This is a genomic window from Litorimonas haliclonae (assembly GCF_965138505.1).
Classification (GTDB): Bacteria; Pseudomonadota; Alphaproteobacteria; order Caulobacterales; family Maricaulaceae; genus Litorimonas; species Litorimonas haliclonae.
In genome coordinates, this window is sequence record NZ_CBCSCO010000003.1 from 424,407 (window position 1) to 439,827 (window position 15,421).

The window sequence follows — 15,421 nt, forward strand, 5'->3', positions numbered from 1 at the left end:
CGGCGGGGTCGATATTTGACTCGTCGTTCAAACACTCATGCCTAACTATCTGTGGAATGATCAGGTATGGACTTCGCCGGCCAAGCCTCCCCGCGATCCAATAACATGGCTTCGAGACACTCTACTTTAGCCTTTAACTTCCCGTTCCCGGCAAATTCAAAGACCACCTGCCCGGCTCCTTCGGCCTCTTCTTTAAATGAACAAGAGAGGAGCACCAGAAAGGCCTCGCTATTTGTTTTATCTATGCCAGTACTCTGGACTCCCAAAACGCCATCAAACCGAAGCCCTGACAATATTCGGCTTGGTTTGTCCGTTTCACGCCGAAACCTTTGCAGTCCTAACGTCAGGCTCTTGGCCTTCTTGTCATACATGATCCCATGAACCCTAAGGATAGAGTCTTGCACCGCCCCCGCGATGACTGACAAGTCCTCTTGGCTCTCGGCTTTCAGGTTCAAATGTTTGGTGTTCTTACTCATCATCCGGCATCCGTTCTATTCTGGCTCCACATTGTCCAAGTTTTATTTCGATATGCTCGAAGCCTCGGTCAAGGTGATAGACGCGGCCAATATGCGTTTCGCCCTTTGCCGCCAAAGCGCAATTAATCAGCGACGCTGAGGCCCGTAGGTCTGTCGCCATCACAGGCGCGCCGTAAAGCTCCTTCACGCCGCGAACAATCGCCTCTCGCCCCTTAACTGTAATATCTGCGCCCATACGTACCAACTCGGGACAATGCATAAACCGATTTTCAAAAATGTTTTCTCTAATAATGGAAACGCCGTCCGCCAAACACATTAGCCCCATAAATTGCGCCTGAAGGTCTGTAGGAAATCCGGGATAGGCTTGTGTTTCGACATCAACCGCTTTGGGACGACCTCCGCCCCGCTCAATCAATACGGTTGTTTCGTCCAGACTCACCTTACATCCCGCCTGGGCTATTAACGGCCACAACGAACCCAGGTGATCCGAACGGATATTTGTAAGCCTTACCGACCCACCGGCGGTAGCTGCGGCAAGAGCGTAGGTCCCCGCCTCAATCCGGTCAGGCACGACGCTGTGCGAAACACCTGACAGGCTGGAGACCCCTTCTATCTTTATCTCGGATCGTCCGGCTCCAAAAATCTTTGCGCCCATTGCGTTCAAACACTCTACCAGATCAACAATCTCCGGCTCGCGCGCGCAATTATTCAGAGTAGTTTCCCCATCAGCGAGAACAGCTGCTAAAATGGTATGCTCTGTCGCCCCAACACTGATGAAAGGAAAAGTGATATCCGCCCCTTTCAAACCGCCTTTTGCGGACGCGACCACATACCCCTTCTCAAGCTCGATTTTCGCGCCGAGCTGCTCAAAGGCCTTTAAATGTAAGTCAACCGGGCGGGCACCAATGGCGCATCCACCGGGAAGCGATACACGCGCCTTGTGTTCGCGCGCCAAAAGCGGCCCCAAGACGTTGAATGAAGCCCGCATCTTTCTAACCAGGTCATAAGGTGCTTCTGTGCCCGAAAGTTCTTTAGCGTGGAGGGTCATTTTAGGGCCCGGCCCCTCTTCAACTTCCACGCCTAGATGCGCCAAGAGCTGCCCCATAAAGCGCGTATCTCTTAGCCGGGGCATATTGGGGAGCTCAACAGGCTGATCCGTTAGCAAGGAAACTGCCATCAATTTAATAGCAGAATTCTTCGCGCCGCTGATTGCGATTTCACCGTTGAGCGGAAATCCGCCATTTATGACAATTTTATCCATAGGGTATGTGCCTATTGAGTGACGATTTACAGCGCAAGGAGATTATCGCGCATAAAACCTTATTCCAAAGAAATGAGGCTTCATTTGGTCAAGTCTATGACCCGGATTTGGTCTTATCATTTGGAGCAGCTTTTTTTCGTGCGGCCTGTTTTCGCCTACGAAGATTATCCCGCAAGGTTTTTGCCAGACGCTCTTCCCGGCTCATAGTCTTGTCGGCGGATTTCTTTTTTGAGGAGTCGCTCATAAAAATGCCTTACAGGCTCACAAATCAGCCTGCAAGCCTAGCCCTATTATAGAAACATTCTCTTATTGAGCTCACTGAGCGACAGACGTGGCCGAACCGACATCAAGCAACGGCGCCGCGTCAATGTTGCCAGCTCCAAGAATAGAGGATAATTGCTTGAGGACTAACACAATCTGCTCTTGTTCTTCTTCTCTAATATTCTCGAATTGTTTTTCGAAACGCCTCTGGAGGATGTCGGGCGCCTTAAATAATGTCTCACTCCCTAGCTCGGTGAGAGAAATCGTCTGGCTGCGTTTATCCTTGGAACTTACTTCGCGTTTCACGAGGCCGGCTTTTCTAAGTTTTTCAGTCAGCGTGCTAACCGTCGCATGAGCCAAGGACATGTTCTTGGCAATCTCTCCTGGAGTCATAAATTGTTTTGACTTCAAAAGTTGGAGTAAAATGAACTGTGATGGATTTAAACTCGTTTGCTTTGCAAGCGCGCGCGAATCAATCTCGACGGCCAGAAATATCTGCCTCAGAGAAATCAGCGCATCTTCAGAACGTGACGGCATAATTGTGTAAAATAGACTTCACTGTTTAACTTTCAACTTCTTTAGTCTCGAAAGAGTTAAGCGCAACCGCGCTATCTTCGGATAACCCTCGATAGAGACTATAACAACAAACTAAAATCACAAAAGCAAAAGGAAGGCCCGCAGTAATTGCCCCTGCCTGAATGGACGTCAGAGCTTTTGTTCCTCCTCCGACCAAAAGTACAATTGCCACTAACCCCTCTACAGAGGCCCAGAAAACACGCTGCGGAACAGGTACGGCAAGCTTTCCTCCCGCCGTAATGTTATCAATCACAAGTGAACCAGAATCAGATGATGTCACGAAAAACACAATCAAGAGCAGGATAGCCACGAAAGAGGATATTTCTGAAAAGGGCAAACTGTCCAACATTTGAAAAAGAGTTAGAGAAATATCTGAAATACCATCCGGTAATTCTCCGATATTCTCATCTATCTGTTTGATCGCGGTCGTTCCAAAGGCCGTAAACCATCCAATTGCGACCAACATGGGGACGCCAAGCACCGCAAGTAAAAACTCTCTTATAGTCCGCCCTTTAGACACTCTGGCGATAAACATACCGACAAAAGGCGACCACGAGACCCACCACGCCCAATAAAAAATAGTCCACCCATGGTAAAAAGTTTCATCTTCGCGGCCGAAGATATTACTCAACCGAGGTGTGTCTTTGACGTAATTCACCGCGTTTAACCCGAAACCTTTGAATATTTCCAAGGTTGGTCCGGCAGAAACAACAAATAAAAACAAGAGTACGGCAATCACAATATTGATATTACTCAGAAGTTTGATGCCGCCGTCCAGCCCTCGGATAACTGACACAATCGCGAGTCCCGTAATGCACACGATCAAAATGATTTGAGTATTTAGGGAATTCTCAACGCCAAACAAAAAATGCAAGCCAGTCGCAGCCTGTTTCGCTCCAAGGCCGAGAGATGTTGCTAGTCCAAACAAAGTGGCCAGCACCGCAAGCAAATCAATGATATGGCCGGGCCACCCCCAAATTCTATCCCCGAATATGGGATAAAACGCGGATCGAATGGTGAGTGGCAGCTTTTTATTATAAGCGAAGAAGGCCAAAGACATCCCTACGACCGCATAAACAGCCCATGGCGATAAAGCCCAATGAAAAATTGTACTGCTAAATGCCAGTCTCTTGGCTTCCGGCGTCATGGCCTCGACATTTAGGGGCGTTCCGAACCAGTCCGTATAATAAGCCATCGGCTCGGCCGCGCCGTAGAAAAGTAGCCCGATACCGACACCAGCCGAAAACAACATGGAGAGCCAGGACAATAAACCATATTCTGGTTTTGCAGACTCACCGCCGAAGCGAATTTTTCCGAACTTTGAGAATGCAATAAATAAACAAAACAGAATTGCCACATTTGTGGTCAGCATGAAGAACCAATCAAAGTTCTCAAGCGTCCAGTTCTTTGCCCCAATTAAAAGGTCGCCTGCTCTAGTCGGAAAAATTAACGCAAAAGAGATGAACAGCAAAATAGACGCCGCAGAGATAAAAAACACCGGATTATGCAAATCCATTCCCAATAACTGAACGTTGTCCTGTCCGGTTTCATATTCCGTATCATAGGAAATGAGCCCGGCAGGTTCGGTATTGAGTTCGGGCAAACTATTCTCTTCCATATCTAGCGGTACTCCGTCAGGGCTTGGCCCAATGCGTTTTTCAGGGGCGACAACCATGGCTCGAAATGCCTCCATTGCTCTAGCCCGGAGGTGTAGATGGGTTGACGAACCTGCTCAGAACTAGCGGTCCTGACCGATCTGTCGGTTTCATAAAAGCTGAGACACTCCTTTTCAAAGGGTAAGCCACAGAATTCAAGTAAACGTCTCACCTGAACTTCTGTATCAGTCACCACGTCCTCATAGTGAACCCGAAGAACTTTTTCGGGCAGGACGTCGTCCCAATGCCGCATCAGGCCAATATAATCCCGGTAATATGTTCCGACTTCCTCAAGTCCATAAGTGAACTCCTGCCCCTCTGCAAAGAGTTGTTTGAAGCCACTAAAACAACACGCCATCGGGTGACGCCTGGCATCAATAATTTTTGCCTGAGGCAGGATGAGTGAAATGAGACCTATATGCCGGAAATTATTCGGCATTTTATCAATAAAGAACGGCGCCCCCTTGCGGTGATATTTGGTATCTTCGATATAGGCCCGGCCAAATTCCTCAAACTGCTTAGCGCTTAAGTCGTGGAGGTTAGCGGGATAATGCGAGCTTTCGGTCGAAGTCCCCCTGCCCCGCAGGCGATGCGCTAGTGACAGTATATTCGGGAGTTCCTGCGTTCCGTCCACTTGGCTATGAGAAGCCAAAATTTGTTCCAATAGTGTCGAGCCTGCACGTGGCAAGCCGACAATAAAAATGGGATCAGGCGCTTCATGGCCGCGCGCCTCGTCCGCGTTAAATAAATCCGGTGTGCAAATCTCGATCTGGGCCTGAAGTTCTTTCGTCATAATTTCAGGTTTATAACGGGTTTGCAGAGTTTTCAGGCTGTTGCCCCGTTCATAAAACTCAAACGCCCCCTCATAATCCTCTTTGTCCTCAAGCGCTTTGGCGAGCGCAAAGCACAGAAAAATTCGGTTTTGATGAGACAGTCCCGTTTGACTCTCAATTTTACGCATCGAGCTGATTTCATCGTCAGAAAATTTGTAGGTTTTAAGATTGGCTAGCGCGTAATAGGCATCCCCGTGATCCGGTTTGGCCCGATAGGCCGCCTGATAGCTGGCAATGGCCTCGTCTTGGCGACCATAGGTTTTTAGAGCATGGCCTTTAGAGGTCAGTGTGGCAGGATCATTTGGTATTTTTTCCAATACGTTATCGAACAATTCGAAAGCTTGTTCATATTCGCCGGCCTGCATCCGGTCGAGAGCGTAATGGGACTGAAACAGCGGATTATTGGGCTGGTTATCATATAAATACTTAACGTTGTCATGCGCCGTCTCAAACTTTTGCTGCTTACGTAAAATGTCGATGTAATCCAGCCGAGCCTGAATATTATCCGGAGAGAACTCCACAGCGCTTTGAAGCAAAAATTCAGCATCTGTCATGACGCCGAACCGTTTTCCTATCTCGGCGAGAAGACGCATCCCTTCGACGTGACGAGGGTTATGCTGCATAAATTGACGACAGATCTTTTCAGCTTTCAGAATTTTACCTTCGTGCATATAATTCACAACGGCGAGCAAATGTTTTGGAAGGGACTGAAAATATTGCCTTTGTTGTCGGGCCGCCTGAGCCTCTTCTAAACGGCCAAAACCTTCAAGTATTTTGACCTGAAAATCCCAACTCGCAAGTAGAGCTGGATTTAACTGGGTAGCATATTGATAGGCCTTGAGCGCCTCCGCCAAGTCGTTTCTGTCGCGATGAAGGTGAGCTTTTTCTTGGAAGCCCCGGCCATATTCCGGCGAGAGGCTAAGCAAGTGATCCAAATTAAGACCAGCCTGGTCAAAATTGCCAAGATGTCTTTCGCAAACAGCCAACATATATAGGCCGTCTTGGCTATCGGATGCCTCGTTCAAAACCAATTTCAATAAGGTTTGGGCTGATCCGAAATCGCCCTGCTGCATATGAGCCTTGGCGGTCTCCAACTGATCTGTGAAAGGCTCCACGTCAGACACATCTCTTCCTGTCATTAAAAGAAGAGTGCCCTGCCAAGCAGAGCACTCCTCCAAGTCTTACTATTCCTTGTCTTACGACGTCTGGCAGATCTATTCAAATCGTACCGAGAAGCGAGCCCCGTAAGTCCTAGGACGCGCTACCACATGGCGCTGGACATCAAAGTTAAAGAAGCCAGAGGTCGCCGCCACATCATTTGTCAGGTTATTGACGAATAATTCAGCTGACCAGCCATCTTTGGCCACGCCCATAGAGGTCCCCAAAAGGAAGTAGCTATCCAGAGTATCGCGGTTGATCTCGATGATATCCGTTGTCTGTTCAGCTGAGTAAACACCGTTCGCCTGAACATGAGCCTGATATTCCGTTGATAAGTCCCACGTATAACGCGCCGTCAAATTGCCCTGAAAACTAGGTGCAAAGGCAAGTTCGCCGCCTTCTACCACATCATCGGTAGGCGTAATAACGTCGGTGATTTCCGTATCCAGAATTGACACAGCGCCATTAATTGTGAGGCCTTGAATAGCATCCGGAGCATATTGAAAATCCGCTTCTACGCCGTAAATCCGAGCGTCGGCCGCATTATCAGAGAAAAAGAGGTTGGTAATACTCGGGTCAAAAATCGTTGTTTGAAGATCACTGATATCAACATAGAAAGCACTGCCGTTAAAGCGCAGTTGATTTCCGGCCAAAGTCGTCTTCCAACCCAGTTCATAGTTCTTGACCTCATCCGTATCCACTTCAAACGGAACCGTGAAATTCACGCTGCCATTCGGACCAGTTTGAACCGCTCCGCCAGGTCTGTTCAGGAGGCCGGGGCGGAAGCCTTCGGAGTATGTCCCGTAGAATAGCAAATCAGAGTTTGGCTCATAGCTCGCTGTCCCTTTAAAGATAACACCACTTGTGGAGGCCGTATCTGGCGCTGACAACGCGTTGAAGACCTGTTGGGCCTGCGATGAAGATAATCCGGCATCCATGATGTCCTGAACGGATTGGCCGGCCGTGAAGGTTTGACGCAAGGAGTCGTCGCAACTCCCGATAAAGGTATAGGATCCGTCACCATCATATTGGTCACTGATGTCCGTCCCGAAGGCGTTTTCGTCGACGCCGCTGCTATTACAGAACGTAGCGTTGGCACTGCCTTCAATATCGACATCGATATCGTAGTAGCGCGCGCCAACTGTCAGAGACAGTTTCTCGGTGAGGTCAAATGTTCCCTCACCGAACACGCCATATTGCTCGTCCGTACGGCGAATATCATTTCTGAAAACGGTCGCATCCGGAAAAGCTCCGCGGTCTGTCGCAAAAGACGGGGCGGGTTGAGCGAAGTTGTCGACGGCTGTCGCGCCAAACGCGACGCCCGGCGCTGTAGAGCCTAAATATTGGAAATCATTGCGTTCTTCTAAAACAAGGTCGCTATAGAAACCCCCGGCCGTTGCCCGCAGGCGTTTTTCAGCAGGCGTATTAAACCGCAATTCCTGTGTGAACACTTCTGTATTGGAAACGGAAACGGTTTGCGATGTTGGTGGCTGACAGGTCCCGCTTGGAGCTGCGGTTCCAGGGTAGCTGACGGATCCATCACACACATAATACGGCAAATATTGGGCTACGAAGGAATAGTCCGTATAATCCGCGATTTGGTTGGTGTTTCGATCCGTAAAGGCCCCGGTATAAAGCGCCTCTAGCGCGCCGAGACGGCCTTCTACCGTGTAGCTGATATTCGTGTAATCGTCCTGGAGGTCATCCGGCGTAAACCGTTCAATTTCATAATCGTCCAGCGTCGGATCGGTAAAGAAAGTCCCTTCTGTCTCTAGCTCCTGACGTCCGACCTGCACAGAGGCCTTCCAATCCGGGTTAAATTCGTAAAGCGCGCTGGCCCGAAACCCTGTATAATTTGTATCGTTGAAGTCCTCTTCTACAAACTCATCATTGGTATCCGTCAAGAATGTGACGCCGCTTAGGTCAGATTGAGACTGAAAACCAGCACGCAAGGCCCCAACAGGGACTCCGTTGGCGCGAACTGTGCCTTCCGGTCTAAATCGGCCAGTTATAGGCGTTCCAGTAGAGCCGCCACCCAAAGTCGTGCGCGTCCCTAGAACGTTATCAATATAGCCGCCCTGATTATCATTATAGAATACACCGCGAAGAGCGAATTTATCCGATACAGGCACATTGATTACGGCTTCAACTTTCTCGCTCATTTCGGCGCCTTCAGTGAATGAGACTCCGAAATTAGCACTCGCTTCGTAAACTCCAAGTTTGGGCTTATTTGTAATGAGCCGCACCGTACCGGCCTGAGAACTCGCTCCAAACAAAGTGCCTTGGGGGCCGGAAAGAACTTCAACGCGTTCCAAGTCGGCAGCGTACACATCTAAGTTACGTCCTGGCTGCGAAACAGGCTGCTCGTCTAAATAAAGCGCCACGTTAGGGGCCAAGCCCGCGACACCTGCAATTGTGTTAGCAGGAGTCGTGGAGGCCAAGCCGCGAATATAAATAGTGTTTTGTCCTGGCCCGTTACCGCCGGACGTGACGCCAGGAAGTTGAATCAAATAATCTGTGAAAACATCAACGCCTAGCTCTTCTAGAGTCGAATTATCGAGCGCAGAAACTGTGACCGGAATGTCCTGAGCGCTCTCAGACCGTTTTGTCGCTGTAACGATTACTTCATCCTTCAACTGAGCGACAGCCATTTGCGAAGACCCTGCGGCAATTAATGCTCCAATAGCGGCACTACTTAAAATACTTCTTTTCACGTAACGAACTCCTTCATTGTTCGGAATAGTTGATTCATCTGGTCAGGAAATATTGGCCCTGATGACCTCGGTAATGATGTGACAGGCAAAGCTAGGAGGCTTGCGTCAGGCACCAAATTTAAAATTGATGAAAGTCTTATAGGAAGTTATTTCGAAAAACGAAACAGTTAACTTGCAACTAGAAGGCACAAATCAGAGATATCAGCCTTAAAACAGGTGGCGTTAGAGAAAGTTTGGCAAAAAAGGCCCCAAAAAAGGTAAGTTTTGAGACAATACGTCACGCAGGCCAAATACTGAGGAAGCGATTCGATATAAGGTTTGGATTCGATATAAGTTTTATGAGTTGGAACCCGTAAAGGGTCTTTTCAATTGTGCGGCTCTGCGTTATAGGCCGCGCTTCCGGTTTAACGCCGCGGTAGCTCAGTGGTAGAGCGCATCATTGGTAATGATGAGGTCGGGAGTTCAATTCTCCCTCGCGGCACCAGCCTCCCATTCTTTACACTCTATTAGTGCTGTTTTCCTTTTTCGGACATTATTGGCGACCTTCAGCTCTAGGCGACGACTTGTTAACGACATTTTGTCTTTTCCGTTCCTATTATTCCTAAATTTTAGAGAGAATGGGGCGTTTTGGATGATTCGCACACGCATAAGCGGTGAAAATTTGCCTGATGTAAAAGGCGAACAAAACTATGTCGCGGTCAATGGCCCTGACGGAGCTGCCACGAAAACGATCATGGATCGCCGCGAGACAAATCGAAGAACCGAAGACTATTTCTGGTTAGAGCGCCTCGGCGAACTATCCGGACAGGCCTTGATGGTGTTCGACAAATCCCTAAATCTTGAATATTGCAACGCCTTGACCAATGATCTTTTTGGCCTGAGCGACGCTGATTTTGAACGTCTGACCTGCTACGACGACCTAATTGAATATTGCGTTGCCAGAGGAGACTTCGGAGAAGGATCTGAAACCACATTAAAAGCCCTGACCGAGGATTTGATCACCAACGCCCGTTTGCAAGCCCCAAAGCAGACGGCGGACTGGAAGATCACAACCCCCGCTGGCAAACACCTGTCGTTTTCCCAAGGCTATGGGCGTGATGGTCGGATGTTGGTAACGATAAGAGACATTACAGACAGGGTGGTCACAGAGCGTGCCCTTGATATTGCCATGAATGTCGGTTCCGCCGGATACTGGGTTTTTAACTTTGAAACCAAGAGTTGGAAAACTTCGTTCAAAAACTTCGAACAACTTATGGGCGCCGAGCGAATTCGCCAGGCAGAGACTGGGAACTTCAGTTGCCTAATGCACCCAGACGATAGGCAGCATTGTGAAGACGCCTGGAACGACGCCATAAAATCTAAAGAAAGCTGGGATCTTCAGACACGAATTGTGGATGCAAGCGGAAACGCGTTTCACCTTAAATTCAATGGCGTGCCACAGATTTCGGATACCGGCCGAATAACTAGCATGTTCTGTTATTTCGTGAACGTTACCAAAGAGGTTGAAGCGCAAGAAAAACAACGTCAAATTTTAGATAAAGCTCAAAAAGCTTTAAAGGCGAAGAACGATATCCTTGCCCGATTGAGCCATGATGTCCGGACGCCAATGAACGCCGTAATCGGCATTTCCGACGCCTTGTTACACCACCACCCTGACCCTGTGACAAAACCCAAGCTGGAGCTTATTCAGAACTCCGCTGAAAAAATCATCAGAATTGTCGATGGCACTCTGGATCACAGTAAAATGGAAGAAGAGAAAGTTTCACTAGTTCCAGTGCCGACCGATCCAAAAGCTTGCGTGGAAATGGTGTGCAGGCTTTGGGAGGATCAGGCCAAAAAGAACAATACAAAACTAACCTATAGTTTTGACCCGTCCCTTCCCTCCACAATTATGATGGATGGCTTTCGTTACGAGCAATGTTTGAACAACCTGCTTTCCAATGCTGTGAAGTTCACTCAAGGCGGACAAGTTCACGTTGTCCTGACCACTATTTCGAAACCTGGCGCCCCCGCACGACTAGTCTTGGCCGTCAAAGATAACGGCATCGGCATGACACCGAAACAACAGTCACAAATTTTCGAACCCTACACACAGGCGGATGAATCCATTTCAAGTCGTTTTGGCGGTACGGGGCTCGGCATGACGATTACGAAGCAAATTGCAGAACTCATGGGCGGCTCTATCAAGGTAAAGTCAGCTGAAGGCGAAGGCACTGTTTTCATCATTGCTATACCGTTTAAAGAGTGTTCCGCCTCGGCCCCCAAACCTTCGGGAACGAAGAAAGCTTCGAACGTGGAAAACTCACAAAGACAAGTTGATTTGCCCCGCCCTAAGGCACCTGCAGCAACGCCGCAGGCCCCCAAAGAGCCAGAGACAGTTAAAGCTGTTGAACCTCAAGAACAAAACACTTCAGTCGCGCCAGACATAATGCCGGAGCAAACTTCTCCGGCCACATCAGGCAGCCTGATAAGCGATATGCTCGCGGCATCGCCTCAGAAACAGGGCAACACAGAAGATAATACGCCCTATTCCAATCTGCGTCTGTTGGTCGTCGACGACAATGCAACCAATCACATGGTGGTGTCGTCTTTGCTTGGAAGCGTGGTTGGCTCTATCGTAACTGCAAGCGATGGTCAGGAAGCCATTGATCAGCTCGACAGTCAGGCTTTTGATGTTGTCCTCATGGATATTCATATGCCGGTAATGGACGGAATTGAAGCTACTCTGTCTATACGCGGCAGTAAGAAACCCTATGCTGATATTCCAATCATTGCTTTAACAGCGGACCCCCAATATCAGCAAAAGCGCCTCTGCCGGAACATCGGAATGGATGAAGCTCTAGCGAAACCTGTTAAACTCACAGAACTCTTAAATGCTTTTGAGACGATCAGTCCAAAACTATCGGCAAATTCCGAAACTCAGAATGTTATTCAACAGACGGGCTAGTTTCTTGTCTCAAAATCCTTATCTTGATTGGGACTTAACCCAGACCGAAATAAGATATGACACTTTACAAAACTTTTCTGCTATCCGGAATCGCTTTTTCCTTTGCGGCCTGCGGGCCCGAAAAGGTTGCTGAAAATCGCGGGCAGGCAAACGCACACATTGAAAAAAGTTGGTGCATTTCGGGCGGCCCAATTTACACGGCGCTTGACTTGCAACCCACTGTTGAAGCTGTAGCAGTCACGTCTGGCGAAATCACCTATGCGGGCCCTGAAACAGACCAGTGGTGCCAGAGTGAAACGTCGCAGCGTATTAATTTAAACGGGGCCGCTCTCTATCCCGGTCTCACAGACGGCCATGCTCACCTTATCGGTATCGGCCTGCGCGAAATGACCCTCAATCTTGAAGGCACAGACTCTATAGCGGATTTAAAATCCCAACTCGCAGAAGAGGTGGAAAAGGCTGAAGATGGGCAGACTGTATATGGACGGGGTTGGATCGAAACCCATTGGCCAGAAAAACGATTTCCAACTCGCCAAGATTTGGATGAAGTCGCGCCGGATAATCCCGTAATTCTGACGCGGGCCGACGGTCACGCCTCCGTTGTAAACTCGCTTGCTCTGGAAAAGTCCGGCATTGATAAAGCAACGGAAGCTCCCTTTGGCGGCGCGATTAATCTGAGCTCAGACGGTGAACCCACAGGAATGTTAATCGATAAAGCCCAGGATTTGGTTTCTGACCTCATGCCATCCCTAACGCCCGAGCGTCGTCGGGAGGCATATATTCAAGGAGCGGAACTTTATGCCTCGAGGGGATGGGCCAATCTCCATTCTATGTCTGTTGAGCCTAATGATATTGCTCTTATGCAGGAACTTGCCAATTCAGAAGATATTAAAATCCGAGTCTATAATTCTATTGACCTTCAGAATAACCGCGCCATACCAACCATGGAGACGGATACAGCAGAAAACGACCTTATTACAACGCGCGCGATCAAGCTTTATGCGGACGGCGCTTTAGGTTCGCGGGGCGCCGCCCTCCTCGCGCCTTATTCGGACGACCCGGACAATGATGGACTGATGACTCTTAAAGAAGTTCAAGTCGAAGCTTTTCTCGAAACAGCGCTACGCAACGGAATTCAGGTAAACACTCATGCCATCGGCGACCGGGCAAACCGATACGTTCTGCAATGGTATAAGGACGCGTTTGAAACCGTTCCTAAATCTAGCTGGAAAGTGGAGGACCCTCGCTGGCGAGTGGAACACGCTCAAATCGTTGATGTCGAGGATATTCCTCTTTTTGCCGAATATGGAATAATTCCGTCCATGCAGCCTAGCCACGCGATTGGCGACCTTCACTTCGCGGTTGATCGACTGGGAAAGAAGCGCCTCGAAGGCGGGTATGCATGGCGGAGCCTCATTGATTCCGGCTCTATCATAGTCGGTGGATCTGACGCACCAGTTGAGGTCGGCGACCCTCGCATTGAATTTTATGCTGCCACGCAGCGTAAAGATATGGAAGGGTACAGCGATGAAAATTGGTACCCAGAGGAAAAGGTCAGCCGTCAGGAAGCCTTGAAAATGTTTACGATCTGGCCCGCTTACGCGTCATTTGAAGAAGATAAACTTGGAACAATTGAAGTCGGCAAACGCGCTGATTTTAGCGCCTTCAAAACAGATTTAATGACAGCGCCAGGCCCAGAAATACTGACGAGCGAACCCCTGTTTACCATGGTCAACGGTAAAATGGCATTTGACGGACGGGAAGAATAATTCCCGTCCTTATCGTAAGACGGCGCTTTTAATCCCGGAAGTTTTTGAACTGAACGGGTTGTTCAAGTCCCATATCTTTTACAAACTGAATGGCCGCTTGAAGGTCGTCTCGTTTTTTTCCAGTGACGCGCAGGGTATCACCTTGAATAGATACCTGAACCTTTATCTTTGAGCCTTTGATTTCCTTGACGATTTTTTTCGCCATCTCCTTATCAATCCCGTCTTTCACGAGAATGTTTTGCCGGACAGACTGCCCAGCAGCAGGCTCTACTTTTTGATAGTCGAGTTGGCCCGGTTCAATGCCGCGCTTTTGCAGATTGCCGCGCAGTATTTCGTGCATCTGTTTGAGTTTCAATTCGTCATCAGCGAAGACCTTTATCGCTCCGTCTGTACTTTCAACCGTCGATTTCGACCCCTTAAAATCATAACGCACGGTAATTTCGCGCGTTACGTTTTGGATGGCGTTATCGACCTCGGCCATATCGGCCTCTGAAACGATGTCAAAGCTTGGCATATATCAGACCTTTGTGTTGGTATATGGCTTTAGCTCTTTTCGGGCGACCTGCATACGGTGAACCGCATCAGGGCCGTCGGCGAATCGAAGCGTCCGCATTCCGGCATACATATTGGCTAGAGGCGTATCTTGCGAGACACCTGTTCCGCCAAACATCTGCATGGCCTCGTCTATCACTTTCAAAGCCATATTTGGCGCGGCCACTTTAATCTGGGAAATATAAGGCGCCGCCGCCCGGGAGTCGCCTTGGTCCATCATCCAAGCGGCTTTCAGGCAAAGCAAGCGCGCCTGCTCTATCGCAATACGGCATTCCGCGATGATGTCGTAATTAGCGCCCAGTTTTGCCAAAGGACGGCCGAACGCTGTCCGGCTCAAAGAGCGTTCGCACATAAGCTTTAAAGCCCGTTCAGCTTGGCCCACAGCGCGCATGCAATGGTGGATGCGGCCGGGGCCGAGGCGGCCTTGACTGACTTCAAATCCGCGACCTTCGCCGATCAAAAGTGCATCAGCCGGAACGCGTACATTCGTGAATTTAATATGCATATGTCCGTGCGGGGCATCATCATGACCGAAGACGGTCATCGGGCGAAGAATTTCAACGCCCGGCAAATCAGCCTCAATCGCAAACATAGAATGCTGCCCATGACGCGGAACGCCGCTATCACGCGCGGCCGTCCTGGCCATTAAAATATAGACTTCGCAACGCGGATCGCCTGCGCCGGAAGACCAATACTTCTCGCCGTTAAAAACCCACTCATCGCCGTCTTTCTCAGCCTTGAAGTCCAGATTCGTCGCATCAGAGGACGCCACATCAGGTTCTGTCATGAGAAACGCGGAACGAATTTCACCTTCCAGAAGCGGTTTAAGCCATTTTTCCTTATGCTCGTCCGTACCGTAGCGCTCCAAGACTTCCATATTCCCCGTGTCAGGGGCGGAGCAGTTGAAAACTTCCGGGGCAAGTGTGCACCACCCCATTTGCTCGGCAAGATAAGCGTATTCTACAGTAGAAAGACCATAACCGCGTTTTGAGTCTGTGAGCCAGAAGTTCCAAAGCCCCTGCTCCTTCGCTTTCGCTTTCAAACCCTCACGAATTTCATTTTGGCGATCCGTAAATTTAAATCGATCCCCGGCTTTTCCGACCTCGGCGTGATACTCTGCATCTGCGTCCAGAATTTCATTCTGAACCATATCCCGTACTTTTTCGACGAGCGGCTTGACGCGCTCGCTCATACCTAAATCCATGACTGCCATAATCTT

General features: G+C 49.2%; 11 protein-coding genes and 1 tRNA gene. 3 read left to right on the top strand and 9 right to left on the bottom strand.

The genetic code is table 11. The features are described 5' to 3' along the window. Positions 1-41 precede the first annotated feature (41 nt). The 7 genes from ACNA05_RS09405 to ACNA05_RS09435 form a co-directional block, all read right to left on the bottom strand. Entirely contained in the window at positions 42-479 is a 438-nt protein-coding gene (locus ACNA05_RS09405) for a DUF2948 family protein (RefSeq protein WP_415811216.1), read from the bottom strand. Beyond that, positions 469-1,737, bottom strand: coding sequence for a UDP-N-acetylglucosamine 1-carboxyvinyltransferase (gene murA / locus ACNA05_RS09410; RefSeq protein ID WP_415811217.1), 1,269 nt, complete (start codon positions 1,735-1,737; stop codon positions 469-471). The genes ACNA05_RS09405 and murA overlap by 11 nt, the downstream gene beginning before the upstream one ends. Before the next feature lie 94 nt (positions 1,738-1,831). Further along, a complete protein-coding gene (locus ACNA05_RS09415; protein ID WP_415811218.1) occupies positions 1,832-1,981 on the bottom strand; it encodes a hypothetical protein in 150 nt (49 codons plus the stop codon). 71 nt (positions 1,982-2,052) lie between these two features. After that, entirely contained in the window at positions 2,053-2,535 is a 483-nt protein-coding gene (locus tag ACNA05_RS09420; protein ID WP_415811219.1) for a MarR family winged helix-turn-helix transcriptional regulator, read from the bottom strand. 25 nt (positions 2,536-2,560) lie between these two features. Beyond that, positions 2,561-4,192, bottom strand: coding sequence for a BCCT family transporter (locus tag ACNA05_RS09425; protein WP_415811275.1), 1,632 nt, complete (start codon positions 4,190-4,192; stop codon positions 2,561-2,563). A 2-nt stretch (positions 4,193-4,194) separates the two neighbouring features. Next, a complete protein-coding gene (locus tag ACNA05_RS09430) occupies positions 4,195-6,201 on the bottom strand; it encodes a tetratricopeptide repeat-containing sulfotransferase family protein (RefSeq protein ID WP_415811220.1) in 2,007 nt (668 codons plus the stop codon). Between the two features lie 75 nt (positions 6,202-6,276). Beyond that, entirely contained in the window at positions 6,277-8,871 is a 2,595-nt protein-coding gene (locus ACNA05_RS09435) for a TonB-dependent receptor (protein WP_415811276.1), read from the bottom strand. A gap of 472 nt (positions 8,872-9,343) precedes the next feature. Between ACNA05_RS09435 and ACNA05_RS09440 the strand changes: the two genes are divergently transcribed. The 3 genes from ACNA05_RS09440 (at position 9,344) to ACNA05_RS09450 (ending at position 13,650) form a co-directional block, all read left to right on the top strand. Continuing rightward, positions 9,344-9,418, top strand: a tRNA-Thr gene (locus tag ACNA05_RS09440). 147 nt (positions 9,419-9,565) lie between these two features. Continuing rightward, complete coding sequence (locus tag ACNA05_RS09445; RefSeq protein WP_415811221.1) at positions 9,566-11,881, top strand: PAS domain-containing hybrid sensor histidine kinase/response regulator; 2,316 nt, start codon at positions 9,566-9,568, stop codon at positions 11,879-11,881. Positions 11,882-11,937: 56 nt separating this feature from the next. Beyond that, a complete protein-coding gene (locus ACNA05_RS09450) occupies positions 11,938-13,650 on the top strand; it encodes an amidohydrolase (protein WP_415811222.1) in 1,713 nt (570 codons plus the stop codon). A 28-nt stretch (positions 13,651-13,678) separates the two neighbouring features. On the opposite strand, the gene ACNA05_RS09455 is transcribed toward ACNA05_RS09450, so the two are convergent. Both ACNA05_RS09455 and ACNA05_RS09460 read right to left on the bottom strand, forming a co-directional pair. Then, positions 13,679-14,164 carry a YajQ family cyclic di-GMP-binding protein gene (locus tag ACNA05_RS09455; protein ID WP_415811223.1) on the bottom strand — a complete coding sequence of 162 codons (486 nt, stop codon included), beginning with the start codon at positions 14,162-14,164 and terminating at the stop codon, positions 13,679-13,681. A 3-nt stretch (positions 14,165-14,167) separates the two neighbouring features. Next, positions 14,168-15,415 (bottom strand): acyl-CoA dehydrogenase family protein, encoded by a 1,248-nt coding sequence (locus ACNA05_RS09460; RefSeq protein ID WP_415811224.1) that lies wholly within the window; start codon positions 15,413-15,415, stop codon positions 14,168-14,170. Positions 15,416-15,421 lie beyond the last annotated feature (6 nt).

Excerpts from the sequence above, each read along its gene's own strand:
- ACNA05_RS09405 (WP_415811216.1), bottom strand. The coding sequence starts at position 479 with ATGATGAGTAAGAACACCAAACATTTGAACCTGAAAGCCGAGAGCCAA.
- murA (WP_415811217.1), bottom strand. The coding sequence starts at position 1,737 with ATGGATAAAATTGTCATAAATGGCGGATTTCCGCTCAACGGTGAAATC.
- ACNA05_RS09415 (WP_415811218.1), bottom strand. The coding sequence starts at position 1,981 with ATGAGCGACTCCTCAAAAAAGAAATCCGCCGACAAGACTATGAGCCGG.
- ACNA05_RS09420 (WP_415811219.1), bottom strand. The coding sequence starts at position 2,535 with ATGCCGTCACGTTCTGAAGATGCGCTGATTTCTCTGAGGCAGATATTT.
- ACNA05_RS09425 (WP_415811275.1), bottom strand. The coding sequence starts at position 4,192 with ATGGAAGAGAATAGTTTGCCCGAACTCAATACCGAACCTGCCGGGCTC.
- ACNA05_RS09430 (WP_415811220.1), bottom strand. The coding sequence starts at position 6,201 with ATGACAGGAAGAGATGTGTCTGACGTGGAGCCTTTCACAGATCAGTTG.
- ACNA05_RS09435 (WP_415811276.1), bottom strand. The coding sequence starts at position 8,871 with ATGGCTGTCGCTCAGTTGAAGGATGAAGTAATCGTTACAGCGACAAAA.
- ACNA05_RS09445 (WP_415811221.1), top strand. The coding sequence starts at position 9,566 with ATGATTCGCACACGCATAAGCGGTGAAAATTTGCCTGATGTAAAAGGC.
- ACNA05_RS09450 (WP_415811222.1), top strand. The coding sequence starts at position 11,938 with ATGACACTTTACAAAACTTTTCTGCTATCCGGAATCGCTTTTTCCTTT.
- ACNA05_RS09455 (WP_415811223.1), bottom strand. The coding sequence starts at position 14,164 with ATGCCAAGCTTTGACATCGTTTCAGAGGCCGATATGGCCGAGGTCGAT.
- ACNA05_RS09460 (WP_415811224.1), bottom strand. The coding sequence starts at position 15,415 with ATGGCAGTCATGGATTTAGGTATGAGCGAGCGCGTCAAGCCGCTCGTC.